This is a genomic window from Microbacterium sp. CCNWLW41 (assembly GCF_037083505.1).
The window spans coordinates 79,573-97,183 of sequence record NZ_JBAOJP010000004.1; the positions used below are offsets into that span (position 1 = coordinate 79,573).

At 72.2% G+C, this 17,611-nt stretch carries 16 protein-coding genes; 12 read left to right on the forward strand and 4 right to left on the reverse strand.

The features are described from left to right. Nucleotides 1-62 precede the first annotated feature (62 nt). Nucleotides 63-932 (forward strand): LysR family transcriptional regulator, encoded by an 870-nt coding sequence (locus V6R91_RS15545; RefSeq protein ID WP_336396006.1) that lies wholly within the window; start codon nucleotides 63-65, stop codon nucleotides 930-932. A 220-nt stretch (nucleotides 933-1,152) separates the two neighbouring features. Here the strand turns inward: V6R91_RS15545 and V6R91_RS15550 are convergent, their stop codons facing one another. From V6R91_RS15550 to V6R91_RS15565, 4 genes are read right to left on the reverse strand one after another with little or no spacing between them, the layout of a single operon-like run. After that, nucleotides 1,153-2,085, reverse strand: a complete 933-nt coding sequence (locus V6R91_RS15550) for a PfkB family carbohydrate kinase (protein WP_336396007.1) — start codon at nucleotides 2,083-2,085, stop codon at nucleotides 1,153-1,155. Beyond that, on the reverse strand, nucleotides 2,082-3,563 hold the full coding sequence (locus V6R91_RS15555; protein ID WP_336396008.1) for a purine-cytosine permease family protein: 1,482 nt from the start codon (nucleotides 3,561-3,563) through the stop codon (nucleotides 2,082-2,084). Before V6R91_RS15555 ends, V6R91_RS15550 begins: the two co-directional genes overlap by 4 nt. 58 nt (nucleotides 3,564-3,621) lie before the next feature. Next, nucleotides 3,622-4,620 carry an ADP-ribosylglycohydrolase family protein gene (locus tag V6R91_RS15560; protein WP_336396009.1) on the reverse strand — a complete coding sequence of 333 codons (999 nt, stop codon included), beginning with the start codon at nucleotides 4,618-4,620 and terminating at the stop codon, nucleotides 3,622-3,624. Further along, entirely contained in the window at nucleotides 4,617-5,324 is a 708-nt protein-coding gene (locus tag V6R91_RS15565; RefSeq protein WP_336396010.1) for a GntR family transcriptional regulator, read from the reverse strand. Before V6R91_RS15565 ends, V6R91_RS15560 begins: the two co-directional genes overlap by 4 nt. A gap of 352 nt (nucleotides 5,325-5,676) precedes the next feature. Here V6R91_RS15565 and V6R91_RS15570 point away from each other — a divergent pair, with 352 nt between their 5' ends. From V6R91_RS15570 to V6R91_RS15620, 11 genes are all read left to right on the forward strand, one after another. After that, a complete protein-coding gene (locus tag V6R91_RS15570; RefSeq protein ID WP_336396011.1) occupies nucleotides 5,677-6,960 on the forward strand; it encodes a SufS family cysteine desulfurase in 1,284 nt (427 codons plus the stop codon). Further along, the gene (gene sufU, locus V6R91_RS15575) at nucleotides 6,957-7,400 is read left to right on the forward strand and encodes a Fe-S cluster assembly sulfur transfer protein SufU (protein ID WP_336396012.1); all 444 of its coding nucleotides are present in this window, start codon (nucleotides 6,957-6,959) and stop codon (nucleotides 7,398-7,400) included. Before V6R91_RS15570 ends, sufU begins: the two co-directional genes overlap by 4 nt. 206 nt (nucleotides 7,401-7,606) lie before the next feature. Then, the gene (locus V6R91_RS15580; protein ID WP_336396013.1) at nucleotides 7,607-8,974 is read left to right on the forward strand and encodes an MFS transporter; all 1,368 of its coding nucleotides are present in this window, start codon (nucleotides 7,607-7,609) and stop codon (nucleotides 8,972-8,974) included. Further along, nucleotides 8,971-10,224 carry an alpha/beta fold hydrolase gene (locus V6R91_RS15585; RefSeq protein WP_336396014.1) on the forward strand — a complete coding sequence of 418 codons (1,254 nt, stop codon included), beginning with the start codon at nucleotides 8,971-8,973 and terminating at the stop codon, nucleotides 10,222-10,224. The genes V6R91_RS15580 and V6R91_RS15585 overlap by 4 nt, the downstream gene beginning before the upstream one ends. Beyond that, nucleotides 10,217-11,710 carry an aldehyde dehydrogenase gene (locus tag V6R91_RS15590; RefSeq protein ID WP_336396015.1) on the forward strand — a complete coding sequence of 498 codons (1,494 nt, stop codon included), beginning with the start codon at nucleotides 10,217-10,219 and terminating at the stop codon, nucleotides 11,708-11,710. Before V6R91_RS15585 ends, V6R91_RS15590 begins: the two co-directional genes overlap by 8 nt. Nucleotides 11,711-11,732: 22 nt before the next feature. Further along, nucleotides 11,733-12,635 carry an NAD(P)-dependent oxidoreductase gene (locus V6R91_RS15595; RefSeq protein WP_336396016.1) on the forward strand — a complete coding sequence of 301 codons (903 nt, stop codon included), beginning with the start codon at nucleotides 11,733-11,735 and terminating at the stop codon, nucleotides 12,633-12,635. Then, nucleotides 12,632-13,426, forward strand: a complete 795-nt coding sequence (locus V6R91_RS15600) for an N-acyl homoserine lactonase family protein (RefSeq protein ID WP_336396017.1) — start codon at nucleotides 12,632-12,634, stop codon at nucleotides 13,424-13,426. The genes V6R91_RS15595 and V6R91_RS15600 overlap by 4 nt, the downstream gene beginning before the upstream one ends. An 88-nt stretch (nucleotides 13,427-13,514) precedes the next feature. Further along, entirely contained in the window at nucleotides 13,515-14,993 is a 1,479-nt protein-coding gene (tcuA, locus tag V6R91_RS15605; RefSeq protein WP_336396018.1) for an FAD-dependent tricarballylate dehydrogenase TcuA, read from the forward strand. 68 nt (nucleotides 14,994-15,061) lie between these two features. Beyond that, nucleotides 15,062-15,691 carry a GntR family transcriptional regulator gene (locus tag V6R91_RS15610; protein ID WP_336396019.1) on the forward strand — a complete coding sequence of 210 codons (630 nt, stop codon included), beginning with the start codon at nucleotides 15,062-15,064 and terminating at the stop codon, nucleotides 15,689-15,691. Nucleotides 15,692-15,836: 145 nt separating this feature from the next. Further along, nucleotides 15,837-17,429: a sodium-dependent transporter gene (locus V6R91_RS15615; RefSeq protein ID WP_336396020.1), complete on the forward strand. Its 1,593-nt coding sequence runs from the start codon at nucleotides 15,837-15,839 to the stop codon at nucleotides 17,427-17,429. Further along, nucleotides 17,426-17,587, forward strand: coding sequence for a methionine/alanine import family NSS transporter small subunit (locus tag V6R91_RS15620; RefSeq protein ID WP_271061230.1), 162 nt, complete (start codon nucleotides 17,426-17,428; stop codon nucleotides 17,585-17,587). The genes V6R91_RS15615 and V6R91_RS15620 overlap by 4 nt, the downstream gene beginning before the upstream one ends. The last annotated feature ends 24 nt before the right edge of the window (nucleotides 17,588-17,611 follow it).

Sequence of the window (17,611 nt, forward strand, 5' to 3'; positions counted from 1 at the left end):
CGATGGATTCATGAGTCCAATGCATGCTTGTCATGTGATTGATCGTGGTTCACGATTGATCCGTGGAACTCCAGCAGATGCGGTATGTCCTCGCGGTCGCCGAGCACGCCAGCTTCACCCGCGCCGCCCAGGCGTGCTTCGTCGTGCAGTCGGCGCTGAGCCATCAGATCGCCCGACTGGAGGAGGAACTCGGCGTCCGCCTGTTCCACCGGACGAGCCGGCACGTGCGGCTGAGCCCGGCGGGCGAGGCCTTCCTCCCGGTCGCGCGGCAGTGCCTGGAGGCTGCGGACCGCGCCGCGGCGGAGGCCGTCGCCGCGGAGGGGGAGATCCGCGGGCCGCTGAGGATCGGTGTCATCCCGACCGTCGCTGCCGTGGACGTCCCGTCGGCGCTGCAGGCCTTCCGCGCGCGGCATCCGCAGGTCGCGGTGCGGCTGGCCGCGGGCAACAGCGACGACCTCATCCGTCAGGTGGCCGACGGGGCGCTGGATCTCGCGTTCCTCGGGCTGCCCGACGGGTTCCCGCTCTCGGGGGTGGGCGGGCGCCGGCTCGCGCGAGACCGGCATCGCGCGTTCGTGGCGCCGGATCATCGCCTCGCGTCCCGTCGGCGGCTGAGCCTGGAACGGCTCGCCGAGGAGCCGCTCATCGACTTCCCCGCGGGGACGACCGGACGGCGACAGACGGACCTCGCGTTCGCGGCCGCCGGCCTCCGGCACGAGGTCGCCTACGAGACGGCGGACATGCTGCTCATGCAGCGCCTCGTGCGCGCCGGTCTCGGCGTCGCGCTCCTCGCCTCGACGTTCGCCACCCGGATGCCGGATCTCGTCGCGATCCCTGTCGCCCATGCGCCCGTGCGCACGGAGCACGTGATCTGGGGTCCGTTCGGCCCGCCGCCCGCGGCCGCGGAGTTCCTCACGGGGCTGGACCCGCGCTGACACCCGTCCGATCCCGCGATCCCTCGTCCTCGTCCTCCTCCTCCAGTGCGGCCGAAACCCCCTCCTGTCGCCGAGACCCCCTCGGAGATACGTGTTTCCCAGGGGGTCTCGGCGGGGAGAAGGGGTTTCGCGTGCAGTTCGGCGGGGCCACGCCGGGAATCGGAAGGGGGGCAGAAGGAGGGGCGGGAGTCGGAAGGGGGCGGGCAGAGGGAGACGGCGGTCAGAGGAGGGCGTCGATCTCCGCGCTCGTCGGCGAGGTGGCCGGGCCCCGGCGGGTGACCGCGACGGCCGCCGCCACGTTCGCGCGTCGCACGGCCTCCTCCAGTCGGCGACCGGTGGCGAGACCCGCGCAGAGCACGCCGGTGTGGGCGTCGCCCGCCCCGTTCGTGTCGATCGCCTCCACCGGGTGCGGCGGGACGAGCAGCGGCTCTCGGCCGACCCCTGCGACGACCGCGCCGTCGCGGTTCGCGCGGACGATCACCGTCGCGTCCAGCCGCCGGGCCAGCGCGTGGGCGAGCTCCGGGACCGTCGACGAGGGCGCCGGCTGACCGAGGCGGACGGCGAGCGTGCGAGCCTCGGACTCGTTGGCGGTCCAGATGCTCGCGCGGGCGGCGACGGCGCGGAGGCGCTCCTCGGGGATCTCGCCCACGAGCGGAGACGGATCCACGACGACGGACGTGTCCTCGGGCAGGGTCGGGAGCCACTCCAGGAGGACCCGTCCGTTGCCCTCGTGGAAGAGGGAGTAGCCGCTGAGATAGACGACGTCGGCTCCCGTCGTGGCGACGGCGTCCAGATCCGCTCGCGAGAGCCGCCCTTCGGCGCCCAGGGTCGACACGAAGGTCCTCTCGGCGTCGTCGTCGACGATCGCGACGCTGAAGCCGGTGTCGAGATCGGTCGTCGGCTCCTGCGTCACCTCGACGCCCTCCGCGGACATCGCCTCCCGCACGATGTCTCCGAAACGACCGGTGCCGTGTCCGCCCGGGTAGACGACCGCCGCGCCGTCCCGGCGCGCCGCGGCCATCACGTTGAAACCTCCGCCCGCGGTGATCTCGTGCGAGGTGGCGAAGACGTCGCCGCCGGCCGACGGGAGCGCCGGGACGGTCAGCACCAGGTCGACGATCGCCTGGCCGGTGTGGATGACCCGGCCCGTCACGCCGCATCCGTTCGGCCGGACCGCGACCCGGCGCCGCGCGCGCCGCCGAGGGCGAGGTAGAGCAGACCCGCCAGCACGAAGGCGACGACCCAGCCGAGGCCGTTCTGGCCGATCCACGTGTCGTAGAGCGGCCCGGTGAACCACACCTCGTCGGCGGACACCTGGGCCCGGGTGAAGAGGTAGCCGACGACGAGCCCGACCGCCCAGGACCCCAGCGCGCGCCACTCGACGCCGCCGCGGTACCAGTACGAGGAGGAGCGGCCCAGATCCATCAGCCCCTCGGGGTCGTACGACGAGCGTCGTGCGAGGTCCACCAGGAACACGGCCACCCAGGCCGTGATCGGCACGGACAACAGGGAGATGAACGTGATGAACGGGCCGTAGAAGCTCGACGCGAACAGCATGAAGTAGATCGACCCGGCCGTGGTGACGACGACGTCCACGATCACCGCGTAGACCCGCTTGATCCGCACGCCCAGGGTGAGCGTGGTGAGTCCCGCCGAGTAGACCGAGAGGTGGTTCGAGAGCAGGAGCCCGCCGAACGCGGCGATCAGGTAGGGGATCGCGACCCACTCGGGGAGGATCGCGCGGATCGCGGCGACGGGGTCGCCCGCGGAGGCCAACGACGGGTCCCCGGCGGACAGCAGGCTGCCGAGCCCGATGAGCAGCACCAGGGGGATCCCCGCTCCGGCGGCCGCGGAGGCGACGAGCTGTCCGGCGCGGACGGCGGGGGACTGGTACCGCGACATGTCCGCCCCGGCGTTCGCCCATCCGATCCCGGTGCCGCCCGCGATGATCCCGACGCCGACCACCATGGCCGCGACGGGGCCGGCGGGGGCGGCGCCGACGGCGGCCCAGTCCACCGTGGCGACGAGGAAGATCGCGACGAACACGTTGAGCGCCCCGAAGATCCACGTGGCGTACTTCTGCACGGTCACGAGGAACGCATGGCCCATGCCGGAGACCGCGACGGTCAGCGCCACGAAGACGAGGATGCAGACGATCGCGAGCGCGGGGACCTCGTGTGCATCGGAGGCCGTGCCGAAGAGCAGGGCGGACAGGGAGAGCAGGGCGAACGCGGCGGTCGTCGTGTTGACCGTCTCCCAGCCGAGCCGGGACAGGAGCGAGACCAGGGTCGGGAGGGCGTTGCCGCGCACGCCGAAGACCGCACGGCTCAGCGTGAGGCTGGGCGCTCCGCCCCGCCGTCCCGCGATGGAGATGAGCCCGACGAGAGCGAACGATCCGAAGGCGCCGACGGCCGCGACGACGATCGCCTGCCAGAGGTTCAGGCCGAGGGCCACGAGGGTCGCGCCCAGCGGGATCCCGAGGATCGAGATGTTCGCGGCGAACCACACCCAGAACAGCTGCAGCGGGTGGCCTGTCCGTTCCTCGACGGGGACGGGTTCGATGCCCCGCTGCTCGAGCGAGGACAGCGCCCCGGTCGAGGCGCGGGTCGCGGCGGAGGTCTGTGCGGGCATGGGGATGCTCCTTTGCATTCGGAAACGTGGTCGGTTCGACGGGGTGGGGCGATCCGGGTCAGCGGGCGAGGTGCCGGTCGCGGAGGGTGAGGAGGGCATCGGCGGTGGTGTCGAACGCCGGCGCGGAGACGGCGGTGATCCGGGCGATCACGTCCTCGGGGGCCGGGGCGGCGTCCGAGGTCGCGCCGAGCAGCGCACCCGCGATCGCGGCGACCGTGTCGGTGTCCCCGCCGAGCGTCGCCGCCGTGCAGAGCGCGGTGAACGGGTCCTCCTCGTGGCGGCGGGCGAGGACGATCGCGGCCACGACCGACTCCTGACTGCTCACCGAGGTGCCGATGACGTCGACGACGAAGTCGGCGGTAGCGGTCGCGTCGAGCCCTGCCGACTGGGCCAGCGCCCAGCGCGCCTTGGCGGGGACGGACGCCCCTGCGGCCCAGTGCCCGAGACGCTCGGCGCGGTCGGCGAGGCGAAGCCCGAACTCCAGGGCGTCGGGCAGCGCAGCGCCGTCGATGCCCGCGCTGACGGTCCCGGCGACGACCGCCGCTGCGGACAGCGCCAGCCCCGTGTTGTGGGTCGGGCGGCTCGCCGTGACCACGGCGTCCAGGAGCGCCTTCTCGTCCGATGCCGGGACCGCGATCCCGACCGGTGCGATCCGCATGGCCGCACCGTTCGTCGTTCCGTGACGGCCGCTCTCCGCGGGCGAGACCCCGGCCGCCAGGGCGTCGAGTGCGGCCTTCGTGGAGGGACCGAGGAGGTCGAGCGACCCGCGGGCACGCATGTCGTCCTCCCACGCCTGGAGCGCCCTGGCCAGGGCGAGGGCGTCGATCCGCCCGTCGCCCGCGATCAGCAGATCCGCGAGCAGGAACGCCTGCTCGGTGTCGTCGGTGATCGAGCCCGCGGGCATCCCGGGGGCGATCGGCTGGTCCGCCACGGCGTCGCGCAACCGGTCGATCGGACCGTAACGGAGCGCGATGTCGGTGCGGCTCATGCTCTGCGTGGGCATTCCGAGGGCGTCCCCCGCGGCCAGTCCGACGAGGGTGTTGCGGGCGCGGGTCATGCGGATTCTCCGAAGGTGATGTGCAGGCGGAAGTGAGCGGGGTCGAGGAACGAGACGACGTGCTCCACGACGTCGCCGGCGCGGGTGTACGAGGTGCGCATCGAGCGGAGGAACGGCGTCCCCTCGCCGCGGCGCAGCACCGCGGCGTCCGCGGCGTCGAGGGGCTCGACGCCGACCTGCTGCTCGCCGTGCGCCGCCCGCAGGCCCGCGGCAGCGAGGGTGGCGGTCAGCGAGGCGTCGACCAGGCCCTGCGTGGGCAGCTCCCGCAGCGGGCCGCGAGCGGGCACCACGGCGTTCTCCACGGAGACGGGGGATCCGTCCGGGAGCCGTCGCAGTCGTCGGACCACGATCGCGTCGGCCAGGTCGGCGGGTGCGGCGAGGGCGGCGAGCGTCGGGGGCGCGGCGTGCGCGATGGCCAGGATCTCGACGTCGAGCGGCGTGCCGCCCACGGCCAGGGCGTGTGCCCACCCGCGTGGGGTGTCCAGCGCGACGCCGTCGAAGGTCACGAACGATCCGACGCCCATCTGGGTGCTCACGAGGCGCCGCCGGTGCAACTCCCCGATGGCCTGTCGCACCGTTCCGCGGCTCACCTGGAGGTCCCTGGCCAACTCGGACTCCCCGGGGAGGCGCTGCCCGTCGGCGAGATCGCCGTCCCGGATCCGCTGCTCGATCAGCGAGGCGACGCGCTGGTACTTGGCGTTCATGCTCGACTCCCTACCTGTCTTCACCGACTGTACCTGTCCATACCTGTCCATGCCAGCTTTTCGTCTGCTCCCACCGGCGCCCCGTTCCGGCGCCCCGTTCCGGCGCCCCGTTCCGGCTCATCGTGGCGGCACACCGTTCCGGACCCTTCGGCCTCCTCGCCGTCCGAGGCCCGCGAAACCCCCTCCCGTCGTCGATACCCCCGCGGGGATACGTGTTTGCGAGGGGGTTTCGGCGGGCAGAGGGGGTTTCGGCTGCAGGTGACGGTGCAGGAGGGGGTGACCGGTGTAGGGCGGGGCGTCGCAACCCGATGACGACGGCGCCGGAGGCGTCTGGCTGCCGTAGCGTGGAGGGGTGAGCACGACCGCAGCGCCCTTCGACGTCACGAGCGTCCGCGCCGACTTCCCGATCCTGTCCGAGAGCGTGAACGGGCAGCCGCTCGCGTACCTCGACTCGGCGGCCACGAGCCAGAAGCCGCGCGTGGTCCTCGACGCCGAACGGTCGTTCCTCGAGCACGCGAACGCCGCCGTCCACCGCGGCGCCCACACCCTCGCCGCCGAGGCGACGGAGCTGTACGAGGACGCGCGGGCCACCGTGGCCGCCTTCGTCGGCGCCGGCCCCGACGAGCTCGTCTGGACCAGCGGCGCCACGGCGGGTCTCAACCTCGTCGCCTATGCCCTCGGCAACGCGGGCCTCGGGCGGGGGAGTGAAGCGAGCGCCGCGATCGCCGTGCGCGAGGGCGACGAGATCGTCGTCACCGAGGCCGAGCACCACGCGAACATCGTCCCGTGGCAGGAACTGGCTGCGCGCACCGGTGCGGTGCTGCGGGTGATCCGGATCCGTGACGACGGCTCCCTCGACCTGGACCACGCCGCGGAGGTCATCGGCGCGCGCACGAAGGTCGTGGCCTTCGCGCACGTGACCAACGTCCTCGGCATCGTCAACCCGGTGGCCGAGCTCGTCGCCCGCGCGCGCGATGTCGGGGCGCTGACGGTCCTGGACGCGTGCCAGTCCGCGCCGCACCTTCCCCTGGACCTGCCCGCGCTCGGCGTCGATCTCGCCGTGTTCTCGGGGCACAAGATGCAGGGACCGTATGGGATCGGTGCGCTGTACGGACAGGCGGAGGTCCTCGACGCCCTGCCGCCGTTCCTCACCGGCGGGTCCATGATCGAGAGCGTCTCGTTCGAGCAGACCCGCTACCTGCCGCCCCCGCAGCGCTTCGAAGCGGGCACCCAGCCGGTCTCGCAGGCCATCGCGCTCGCTGCGGCCGTGCGCTACCTCGACGGCATCGGCATGTCCGCGATCCACGCGCACGAGGCGCGACTGGAACGGCGGATGCACGAGGGGCTGAGCGGGATCGACGGGATCCGGCTGCTGGGCGATGCACCGGACGCGGACCGGGTCGCGCTGTGGTCGTTCGTCGTGGACGGCGTGCACGCCCACGATGTCGGGCAGTTCCTCGACGCGCGCGGCGTCGCAGTACGGGTGGGACACCACTGCGCGGAGCCGGTGCACCGCCGACTGGGCGTCGCCGCCTCGGTGCGCGCCTCCGCGGCCCTGTACACCACGGAGGAGGACGTTGACCGCTTCCTCGACGCCGTCTCCGGGGTGCGCGCGTTCTTCGGGGTCGGCGCATGAGCGATCTCGAGGCGCTGTATCAGGAGCTCGTGCTCGATCACTCGAAGCGGCCGCAGGGCATGGGCCTCGTCGGGGACGAGGGAGCCGAGGGGACCGCGGACTCGCATCAGCGCAACCCGATCTGCGGCGACGAGATCACGCTGCGCGTCCGCCTCGACGGCGAGCGCATCGCCGAGGTCTCCTGGGACGGCGCCGGATGCTCGATCTCGCAGGCGTCCGCCTCGATGCTCACGGATCTCGTCGTCGGGCGGACGACGGAGGAGGCCGCGGAGCTCGTCGACGGGTTCCGCGAGGCGCTGCGCTCCCGGGGCGCGATCGAGCTCGACGAGGAAGTCTACGGCGACGCAGCGGCGTTGACCGGCGTCTCGCGCTACGTCGCCCGCGTCAAGTGCGCGATGCTCGCGTGGGTCGCGCTGGAGGACGCCGCCCGCCGCGCCTGATCCGCACCCCGCCGCCCGAGGGGCCCGCCCGACGTGATCCGGGCAGGGATGGCCGTGGGACGTGCCTGCACGCGGGGCCGCGGCCATCCGCGGGTGCTTTCCCGTGCTCGTTGCGCGGGGCCGTGCCCGGGCGTCTTGTGCTTCGGCATCCATATGTATACAGTGGCATTCCGTGCGGCGCCCGCCGCGGGAACGAGAGGCATTCGATGGCGAATGACAACGCGGTCGTCAGCACCGCGACAGGACAGGGCTACTCCCGGCAGATGACCCGGAAGGTCATCCTCGCCTCGTTCGTCGGAACGGCGATCGAGTGGTACGACTTCTACCTCTACGGCACGGCCGCCGCGCTCGTGTTCAACCGTCTGTTCTTCCCCGACTTCGATCCGCTGGTGGGGACCCTTGCGGCGTTCGGCACGTTCGCCGCCGGCTTCCTCGCCCGCCCGATCGGGGGTGTGGTGTTCGGGCACTTCGGCGACCGGCTCGGGCGCAAGAAGATGCTCGTCTACTCGCTTCTCGGCATGGGCATCGCGACCTTCCTCGTGGGCCTGCTGCCCACGTACGCCGCCATCGGCGTCGCCGCACCGATCCTCCTGCTGCTGCTCCGCCTGGTGCAGGGCTTCGCCGTCGGCGGCGAGTGGGGCGGGGCCGTCCTGATGTCGGTGGAGCACGAGGAGAAGGGCAGGCGCGGCCTGGCGGGGAGCTGGACCCAGGCGGGGAGTCCCGCCGGCCTCGTGCTATCGACCATCGTGTTCGCGCTCGTCACCCTGATGCCCGAGGAGGCGTTCCTCGACTGGGGATGGCGCATCCCGTTCCTGTTCAGCGCGGTGCTCGTCGCGGTCGGCCTGTTCATCCGGCTCAGCGTCATCGAGAGCCCCGAGTTCGCAGAGCTCGCCGCGACGTCCGAGCCGGCGAAGCTCCCGGCCCTCGAGGCGATCCGCAAGCACCCGGTCAACATCCTCCTCGCCATTGCGATGTGCCTGGCGCCGTTCGTCTGCTTCTACTTCTTCGCCACGTTCGTGCTGACGTGGGCGACCACGACGCTGGGGATGGAGCGGCAGAGCGTGCTGTGGATCGTCGCGGCGGCGGGCTTCATCGAGCTGTTCACGATCCCGCTCGCCGCCGCCCTGAGCGACCGGGTCGGACGAGGCAGGGTGTTCCTCTGGGGGACCGTCCTGTTCGCCGCCTACGCCTACCCGTTCTTCCTGGTCAACGACGCCCTGCCGAGCACGGGGATGCTCCTGGTGACGGTGATCATCGGCCTCGGGTTCATCCACCCGCTGATGTACGGCCCCATGGCGACGCTGTTCGCCGAGCTCTTTCCGCCGCGCGTGCGCTACTCCGGGGCGTCGCTGGGCTACTCGATCGGTGCGATCTTCGGCGGAGGCTTCGCGCCGCTCATCTTCACCGCCCTCCTCGGGCTGGGACTCGGCGCCATCGTCGCGATCCCGCCGTACATGATCCTCGTGTCGGTCCTGACCTTCGCCGCCGTCTACATCGGGACCCGCCCGGGGCGCCGCTACGAGGACGAGGGACTCGCCGAAACCGGTCGGAGCCGGCGGGGGTCCGGCCGATGAGCGGGGCAGGTCTGCGCGGGCTCGTCGCCCGGATCGGGCCGTGGATCGCCGCGGCGCAGCAGGATCCCGACCTGGGCGCCTTCCGGCGCACCGCCGACCTCTGTGTCGAACTCAGCGATGGCGACGCCCGCGTGCGGGTGAGCGTCACCGCGGAGACGGTGCGCGAAGGCGGCAGCGACCCGATCGTGCTCGTCGCACCGCCGGATGCCTGGTCGGAGCTGCTGTCGCGGGATCCGCGTCCGACCATGAACCACTTCCTGGCTCTGCGGATGCGGGTGGAAGACACGCGGATCGAGGGCGACGAGCTCGTCTTCGCCCAGCACGCGCCCGTCGTGCGCCGGCTCCTCGAACTCGCTCGCGAGACCGTGGACGCACCGGTCGCCCGAGCCGCGGACCCCGTGCTCGACCGCTCCGGGATCGTCGGCGGCTACGCGACCGTGACGGTGGACGACGCACCCCTCGACCTCTACGTCGAGCGCGCGGGGGACGGTGCGGGCGCCCCGCTGCTCGTGCTGCACACGGCCGGCGCGGACAGCCGCCAGGCGCATCCGCTCATGTCGGACCCGCGGGTGACGGCGAGCCGCGAGATCGTCGCCTTCGACATGCCGGGGCACGGCCGGTCCTCGGCGCTGCCCGAGCCCATCGGCGCCTGGTCCCTGACGCCGGATCGGTACGCCGAGACGATCCTCGCCGTGATCGACGCGCTCAGCCTCGATCGCCCCATCCTCGTCGGCGCCTCGATGGCGGGGCAGGCGTGCCTGATGATGGCGCACCGGGCGCCGGACCGCCTCGGCGGGGTCATCGCCTGCGAGGCGTCGGACCACGTCCCCGGTCGCGCCACGCCGTGGGCGGGGCACCTGCGGGTGAACGAGGCGGCCTTCGTCCCCGAGTGGATCGACGGGCTGATCGCCCCATCCGCGCCGGCGTCGCTGCGCGAGCTGATCCTCCGCACCTACGCGCAGGGCGGGCACCGCACCTTCGCGGGCGACATCGACTTCTACTCCGGAGGCTGGGACGGCCGTGACATCGTGGGGGACATCGACACCGCACGCTGCCCCGTCGTCATGATGACCGGCGAGTACGACTACTCCTGCACGCCGGCGATGTCGGAGGCCACGGCGGCGAAGATCCCCGGCGCCCGCTTCTGGACGATGCCCGGGCTCGGGCACTTCCCGATCTGCGAGCACCGGGAGGCCTTCGCCCCGCACCTGGACCGCGCCCTCGAAGAGATCGGAGACCCCCGTGGCTGACGCCCGGCTCACCCTGCCCGACACCCGCATGCTCATCGGCGGTCGGCGCATCCCTCGGGACCCGGAGCGCACCCTGCCCGTGCACGGCCCCCTCACCGGTGAGACGCTCGCGGTGGTCGCGGACGCATCGGCCGCGCAGACCGCGCAGGCCATCGGAGCCGCCGAGGAGGCGTTCCGCTCGTGGCGGAGGACGAGCGGCGCCGAACGCGCCCGGCTGCTCCACCGTCTCGCCGACCTCCTGGACCGGGACGCCGACAGCCTCGCCCGGCTGGAGAGCGCCGACAACGGCAAGCTCCTTCGCGAGACCACCACCCAGGCGCGTTTCGCCGCCCGGAACTACCGCTTCTTCGCCGGAGCCGCGGACAAGATCTACGGGCACACGATCCCGCTCGACGCCTGGGAGACGTTCGACTACACCGTGCGGGAGCCGGTCGGCGTCGCCGTGCTCATCACGGCGTGGAACTCGCCGATGCAGCTCCTCGCGAACAAGCTCGCGCCCGCGCTCGCCGCCGGCTGCACCGTCGTCATCAAGCCGAGCGAGATCGCGCCGTTGACCACGCTGGCTCTCGCCGACACGGTTGCCGAGGCCGGGTTCCCGGCCGGCGTGATCAACATCGTCACCGGCGGACGCGAGGCGGGCGTCGCCCTGACCACGGATCCGAGGGTCGGGCGGATCAGCTTCACCGGATCGGTGCCGACGGGGCAGGCGATCGCCCGCGCGGCGGCGGACGTCCTCGTGCCGGTGACCCTCGAGCTGGGCGGGAAGAGCGCGAACATCGTCTTCGACGACGCGGACCTCGACCGCGCCGTCCCCGGCGCCGTCGCGGGCATCTTCGCCGCGGGCGGGCAGACCTGCATCGCGGGGAGCCGTCTGCTCGTGCAGGAGAGGATCGCCGAGGAGGTCGTCGCGCGGGTGGCCGAGGTCGCCCGCGGGATCCGGCTCGGCGACCCGTCGGACGAGGCCACGCAGATGGGGCCGGTGGCCTCGGTGCTCCAGCGGGAGCGGATCCTCGCGATGATCGGCGAGGCGAAGGCGGACGGCGCCCGTCTGGTCACGGGTGGCGGGACCCCCTCGGACGAGTCCCTCGCGGCAGGGGCGTTCGTCGAGCCGACGATCTTCGCGGACGTGTCCGCCGAGTCTCGCCTGGCCCGGCACGAGGTGTTCGGGCCCGTCCTCGCGGTCACCACGTTCGGGGACGAGGAGGAGGCGATCGCTCTCGCCAACGGCACGGACTTCGGGCTCGCCGCCGGGATCTGGACGACCGACGTCTCCCGCGCCCACCGCGTCGCCCGGGAGCTGGTGGCGGGGACGGTGTGGGTCAACACCTACCGTTACTCGGCGGCGCAGGCGCCGTTCGGCGGCGTCAAGCGCTCCGGCTACGGGCGGGAACGCGGCCTGGAGGCGCTGGACGAGTACCTGCGGACGAAGAACGTGCTGCTCGACCTCTCGGACGACATCCGCGACCCCTTCGCCATCAAGGCCTGAGCACCGACGGAAAGGAACGCGCATGACGGATCGCATCGGACTGGTCGGCCTCGGCCAGATGGGACTGCCGATCGCCGGGAGGATCTCCGGCGCCTTCGACCTCGTCGCCTACGATCTCTCCGCGCAACGGCGCGCGCTCGCCGCGGACCTGCCGCGGACGACCGTGACGGAGGACCTCGCGGACGTCGCCGACGCGCGACGGATCGTCCTGTCGCTGCCGACCCCGGCGATCTCCCGGCAGGTGCTCGGCGACCTCGTTCCGCGGCTGTCCGCCGGCACGGTCGTCGTCGAGACGAGCACCGTGCTCCCGGACGACGTCCGCGACGCCCGGCGGATCCTGGAACCGGCGGGCGTCGGCATCGTCGACGCCGCCGTGCTGTCCGGCGTGGCGCAGATGGCCCAGGGGGCTGCGACGCTGCTGGTCGGCGGCGAGGACGAGGACGTCTCCCGGACCGAGGATCTTCTGGCCTTGATCGGCGGAGGGGGCGTGCTGCGGTTGGGCGCCCTCGGCTCCGGGATGGCGGCCAAGGTCGTCAACAACGGCGTCGCCCACGCCGTCATGGTCGTGCTGGTCGAGGCGTTCGCGATGGCGCGCGCCGAGGGCGTGGCGCTGGAGGACGTGGCCGCGATGCTCCTGCGGGAGGACGGCGGGCTCCAGCGTCCGCTCAACCACCGGATCATGCAGCGCGTCGCGGGCGGCGACTTCGAGGGCGGCATGCCGCTGGACGCAGCGCGCAAGGACTCCACCCTCGCCCTGGCCATGGCTCAGCGCAGCGGCATCCCGCTGTTCGCGACGCAGGCGGCGCAGACCGTGTACGACCTCGCCGTGTCGGCCGGGCGGGGCAGGGAGGACTACTCCGCGATCGCGCAGCTCTGGGAGGAGTGGTCGGGGAGGGATCTCCGGTTCGGGGACGGCGGACGATGACCGCCCCCGACGGCGTCTACGCGCTCCGCTACGCCTTCCGCACGGAGTCCTTCAAAGGAGAGCACTTCCACGGCTACTCCGCGGACTGCCACGACCGCTGGCCCATCGACTACTACGCCTGGGTGATCGTGCGCGAGGGGCGGCCGTGGGTGTTCGACACCGGCTTCACACGGGAGGAGGCGTCCCGGCGCGGGGCGCGCACCTACCTCGGATCGCCGATCGAGCTGCTGGCAGGACTGGGTTTCGCGCCCGAGGAGGTGCCCGTCGTCGTGCTCTCCCATCTGCACTACGACCACACCGGGCACATCGCCGACTACCCGCGGGCCCGCGTGGTGCTGCAGCGCCGCGAGTGGGAGTTCTGGACCGGCCCGCTGTCCGACCGCGGCGTGTACGCGCACTTCCGACCCGAGGCGGATCTCGCGCTGCTGCGGGGGCTCGTGGACGACGGGCGCGTGGACCTCGTGGACGGCGACACCGACATCGGCCCGGGGATCACCGCGCATCTGGTCGGAGGGCACACCGCGGGCACCCAGGTGCTGCGGGTCGAGACGGAGGACGGGCCGATCGTCCTGGCCTCCGACGCCTCGCACTTCTACGCGAACGTCGAGGAGGACCGGCCGTACGGAGCGGTCCACCACCTGGACGAGATGTACGCGGCGTTCGATGCGCTGCGGATGCTCGCGGGCCCGGACGGCGTCGTCGTCCCGGGTCACGACCCGCGGGTCCGGGACCGCCACGAGACGCTCGCGGACGACCGGATCGTGCGACTGCGGGTGCGGCCGGGACGCTGAGGCGTCATCCTGCGGGTGCGCGGGATCCGACTATCGCATACATATGTATACAATTAGCGCATGCACTGTGCTCTCGAGGGGGAATGACATGACCACACCCACCTATGACGTCGTCGTCGTCGGCGGCGGCAACGCCGGCTTCGCCGCGGCCCATGCGGCCGCCGAGCGGGGGCGCTCCGTCCTCCTGCTCGAACGGGGCCTGCCGGACATGGCCGGAGGCAACAGCTTCTACACGGCGGGGGCGACGAGGATCAGCCACGGCGGGCTCGACGATCTGCGCGACATCGTGGTGGCCGACGAGCGGCACGCCGTGACCGAGGTGCCGGCCTACACGCCCGAGGAGTACCTGGCCGACCTCGTCAAGGTCACGGACGGGCGCACGGATCTCGCCATGGCGGACGTGCTCGTCCACGAGTCCGCAGACGCCGTGCGGTGGCTCAGCGCGCTCGGGCTCCGGTACCGGCTGATGTACGAGCGTCAGGCGTACGACCGGCCGGACGGCACCTATCTGTTCTGGGGCGGTCTGCACATCGGCAACGTGGGCGGCGGAGAAGGCCTCATGGCGGATCACACCGCCGTGGCCGAGCGACTGGGAACGACCGTCCGCTACGGCGCCCGAGCGCGCTCGCTCGTGGTCGAGGACGGGCGGGTCGTCGGAGTGCGGTTCACCGACGAGGCCGAGGGTGCGGCGGCCGAGCACGAGGTCCGCGCGGAGAGCGTGATCCTCGCCGCCGGGGGCTTCGAGTCCTCTCCGCAGTGGCGCGAGGAGCACCTCGGGGCCGGATGGGCCCACGCGAAGGTGCGGGGAACGCCGTACAACGTCGGCGACATGCTCCGCGCCGCCCAGGAGATCGGCGCGGCCCGCGGCGGGGACTGGTCCTCCTGCCATTCGGTGCAGTGGGACGCCGAGGCCGAGCACAACGAGTCGAACCGCGAGCTCACGAACCGCCTCACGCGGCAGAGCTACCCGCTGGGGATCATCGTGAACCGCGACGGCGCGCGATTCCTGGACGAGGGCGCGGACTTCCGCAACTACACCTATGCCAAGTACGGGCGCGAGATCCTCGCCCAGCCCGGATCGATCGCGTGGCAGGTGTTCGACGCCTCCCTGCGGCCGATGCTGCGGACCGAGGAGTACGACATGCCGGGGATCGGCGTGCACGTGGCCGACTCGATCGAGGAGCTGGCCGAGCGCACCGGGATCGACGCCCCGGGCCTCGCGCGCACGGTGGCCGCCTTCAACGCCGCGATCGACCGCGACGTGCCGTTCGACCCGACCGTCAAGGACGGGCGGCGGGCGGAGGTCGTGCCGCCCAAGTCGAACTGGGCGTCGCCGATCGAGACCGGTCCGTTCTACGCCTACCCCGTCACGTGCGGCATCACCTTCACCTTCGGCGGGCTCCGCGGCGACCTCGACGGGCGCGTGCTCCGTGAGGACGGTTCGCCGATCGACGGGCTGTTCGCGTGCGGCGAGATGCTCGGCGGGCTGTTCGCGGGGAACTACCCGGGCGGGTCGGGCCTGGCGGCGGGAATGGTCTTCGGGCGCCGCGCCGGCGCGGCCGCCTGAGCCGGACCGGGTGCGGCCACGGGCCGCACCCGGTCGTCGGGTACATTCGACTCACGGGAGGTGCACCGATGGCGACGAGTGTGTACGAGCGGATCCGGGATGCGATCGTCGAGGGGCGGATCGCGCCCGGTGCGCCTCTGAGCGAGAACGGGCTCGCCAAGGACTTCGGCACGTCGCGGACCCCGGTCCGGGAGGCGCTGCACCGTCTGGAGATCGAGGCGCTCGTCGAGCGGCTCCCGCGCGGCGTGCAGGTGCGGGAGACCTCCCCGGAGGAGATCATCGACATCTACGACGTCCGGATCACGCTCGAGGGCGCGGCCGCCCGCGCCGCGGCCGAGCGCGCCACGGAGTTCGATCAGCGCCGGCTCCGCGCCGCCCAGGAGGCGATGCGGGCGGCGGGCGCCGACCCGCGCGCCCGGGCCCGGGCCAACCGGCAGTTCCACGAGGCGGTGTGGTCGGCCAGCCATTCGCCCACCCTCGTCGACCTTCTCCACCGCCTGAATGTTCACCTCGTGCGGTACCCCACGACGACGCTGGAGGGGGATGACCGCTGGGCGGCAGCGCTCGACGAGCACGAGGCGATGCTGGACGCGATCGAGGCGCGCGACGCGGCGCGGGCACGGGAGATCGCGGAGGCGCACATGACCGCCGCCCGCGAGGTGCGGATGCGGATGTACGCGGAGGCCGCGGCCCGCTGATCGCGGCCGTTCGCCGCCTCGCCGGTCGTCGGGCTGACACGGCGGACGATTGTCGTTACCCTCGCGGGAGGCCCTTTCGGGCGCGGTGCGCGGCGGATCCCGCCACCGCGTCGCGACGACACGACCGACGAAGGAGCACAGGGACGTGACTCAGACGAAGTCCGCAGAGGCCGGGGCCGCCCCTCGACGCGCGGAATGGACCGGCCAGGTCGGGTTCATCCTGTCCGCGGTCGGATCGGCGGTGGGACTCGGGAACATCTGGCGCTTCCCCGGGGTCGCCTACGAGAACGGCGGGGGAGCGTTCCTGATCCCGTATGTCGTCGCACTGCTGACGGCGGGCATCCCGATCCTCTTCCTCGACTACGCGATCGGGCACCGGTTCCGGGGCTCGGCGCCGCTGGCGCTGCGGCGCCTCGCCGGTCGGCTGGGCGAGGGCATCGGGTGGTTCCAGGTGATGATCTGCGTCTTCATCGCGATCTACTACACCGCCGTCCTGGCGTGGGCGGTCAGCTACTTCGTCTTCTCCTTCGACCTGCGCTGGGGAGCGGACGCGGCGGGGTTCTTCTCGGGCGAGTACCTGCAGGTCGCCGAGGCGCCGTTCACCCTCGACTTCGTGCCGTCCGTGCTCATCCCGCTGGTGCTCATGTGGGTCGTCGCACTCGCGATCCTCGGCGCGGGTGTGGTGCGAGGCGTGCAGCTGCTCAACGTCGTGGCGGTGCCGCTGCTGGTCGTCGGCTTCCTCATCCTCGTCGTCAGGGCGCTGTTCCTCCCGGGGGCGCTCGACGGGCTGAACGCCCTGTTCACGCCCGACTTCGCCGCCCTCGCGAACCCCGGGGTGTGGGTCGCCGCGTACGGTCAGGTGTTCTTCTCGCTCTCCGTCGCGTTCGGCATCATGATCACCTATGCCTCGTACCGGCGCAGGAAGTCGAACCTGACCACGCCGGGCCTCGTCGTGGCGTTCGGCAACTCGTCGTTCGAGGTGCTGGCCGGGATCGGCGTGTTCGCGACGCTCGGGTTCTTCGCCTCGCAGCAGGGGGTGGCCGTGGGGGAGCTGGAGGGACTCACGGGTGTCGGCCTGGCGTTCGTGACCTTCCCGGCCATCGTCGCGCAGATGCCGGGCGGCCCCTTCTTCGGCATCCTCTTCTTCGGGGCGCTGACGCTCGCGGGGCTCACCTCGCTCATCTCGGTGATGGAGGTCATCCTCGCCGGTGTGATGGACAAGTTCGGCCTGAGCCGCGCCAAGGCCGTGTATGGCCTCGGCGGCGTCATCGCGATCGTGTCCGTCATCCTGTTCGGGACGACCTCCGGACTCACCGCCCTGGACACGATCGACAACTGGGCGAACAACATCGGCATCGTCGGATCCGCGGTCGCCATGACCGTCACGGTCCTGTGGATCCGTCGCGCAGGCACGCAGCTCAGCGGCCACCTGAGCGCCCTGTCGACCTTCCGGGTCGGGCGGGTCTGGCTCTTCCTCGTCTCCGTGCTCGGCCCGATCGTGCTCGGCTACATGCTGATCGCGACGATCGTGAACCTCATCGCCGAGCCCTACAGCGGCTATGCGCCCGGCTACCTGCTCGTCGTCGGCTGGGGATCCGTCGTCATCATGATCGTCGCGTCGATCGCGTTGACCCTCAGCCCGTGGCGCCAGGACCCGGACCGGTTCACGCTGTGGCCACCGGTTCCTGCAGACCGTGCCTCGGTCGTTCGGACCGTGACCGAAGGAGACCGCTCATGACCGCCATCGCCGTCCTCTTCCTCGCCGTCGCCGTGGTCATCATCTGGGGAGGTCTGGTCACCGGGACCGTGATGCTCGCGCGGCGTCCCGAGATCGAGCGCTATCCCGACGGGGGAGACGCGGTGGAGGCGGAGGACCACCGGGGGCCGGCCGTCTGAGCCCTGCGGGTTCCGCTCAGCTCT

What these genes read in the sequence shown, in the direction of transcription:
- V6R91_RS15555 (WP_336396008.1), bottom strand. Translation starts at nt 3,563, where the DNA reads ATGCCCGCACAGACCTCCGCCGCGACCCGCGCCTCGACCGGGGCGCTG.
- V6R91_RS15560 (WP_336396009.1), bottom strand. Translation starts at nt 4,620, where the DNA reads ATGACCCGCGCCCGCAACACCCTCGTCGGACTGGCCGCGGGGGACGCC.
- V6R91_RS15565 (WP_336396010.1), bottom strand. Translation starts at nt 5,324, where the DNA reads ATGAACGCCAAGTACCAGCGCGTCGCCTCGCTGATCGAGCAGCGGATC.
- sufU (WP_336396012.1), top strand. Translation starts at nt 6,957, where the DNA reads ATGAGCGATCTCGAGGCGCTGTATCAGGAGCTCGTGCTCGATCACTCG.
- V6R91_RS15580 (WP_336396013.1), top strand. Translation starts at nt 7,607, where the DNA reads ATGGCGAATGACAACGCGGTCGTCAGCACCGCGACAGGACAGGGCTAC.
- V6R91_RS15585 (WP_336396014.1), top strand. Translation starts at nt 8,971, where the DNA reads ATGAGCGGGGCAGGTCTGCGCGGGCTCGTCGCCCGGATCGGGCCGTGG.
- V6R91_RS15595 (WP_336396016.1), top strand. Translation starts at nt 11,733, where the DNA reads ATGACGGATCGCATCGGACTGGTCGGCCTCGGCCAGATGGGACTGCCG.
- V6R91_RS15600 (WP_336396017.1), top strand. Translation starts at nt 12,632, where the DNA reads ATGACCGCCCCCGACGGCGTCTACGCGCTCCGCTACGCCTTCCGCACG.
- tcuA (WP_336396018.1), top strand. Translation starts at nt 13,515, where the DNA reads ATGACCACACCCACCTATGACGTCGTCGTCGTCGGCGGCGGCAACGCC.
- V6R91_RS15610 (WP_336396019.1), top strand. Translation starts at nt 15,062, where the DNA reads ATGGCGACGAGTGTGTACGAGCGGATCCGGGATGCGATCGTCGAGGGG.
- V6R91_RS15620 (WP_271061230.1), top strand. Translation starts at nt 17,426, where the DNA reads ATGACCGCCATCGCCGTCCTCTTCCTCGCCGTCGCCGTGGTCATCATC.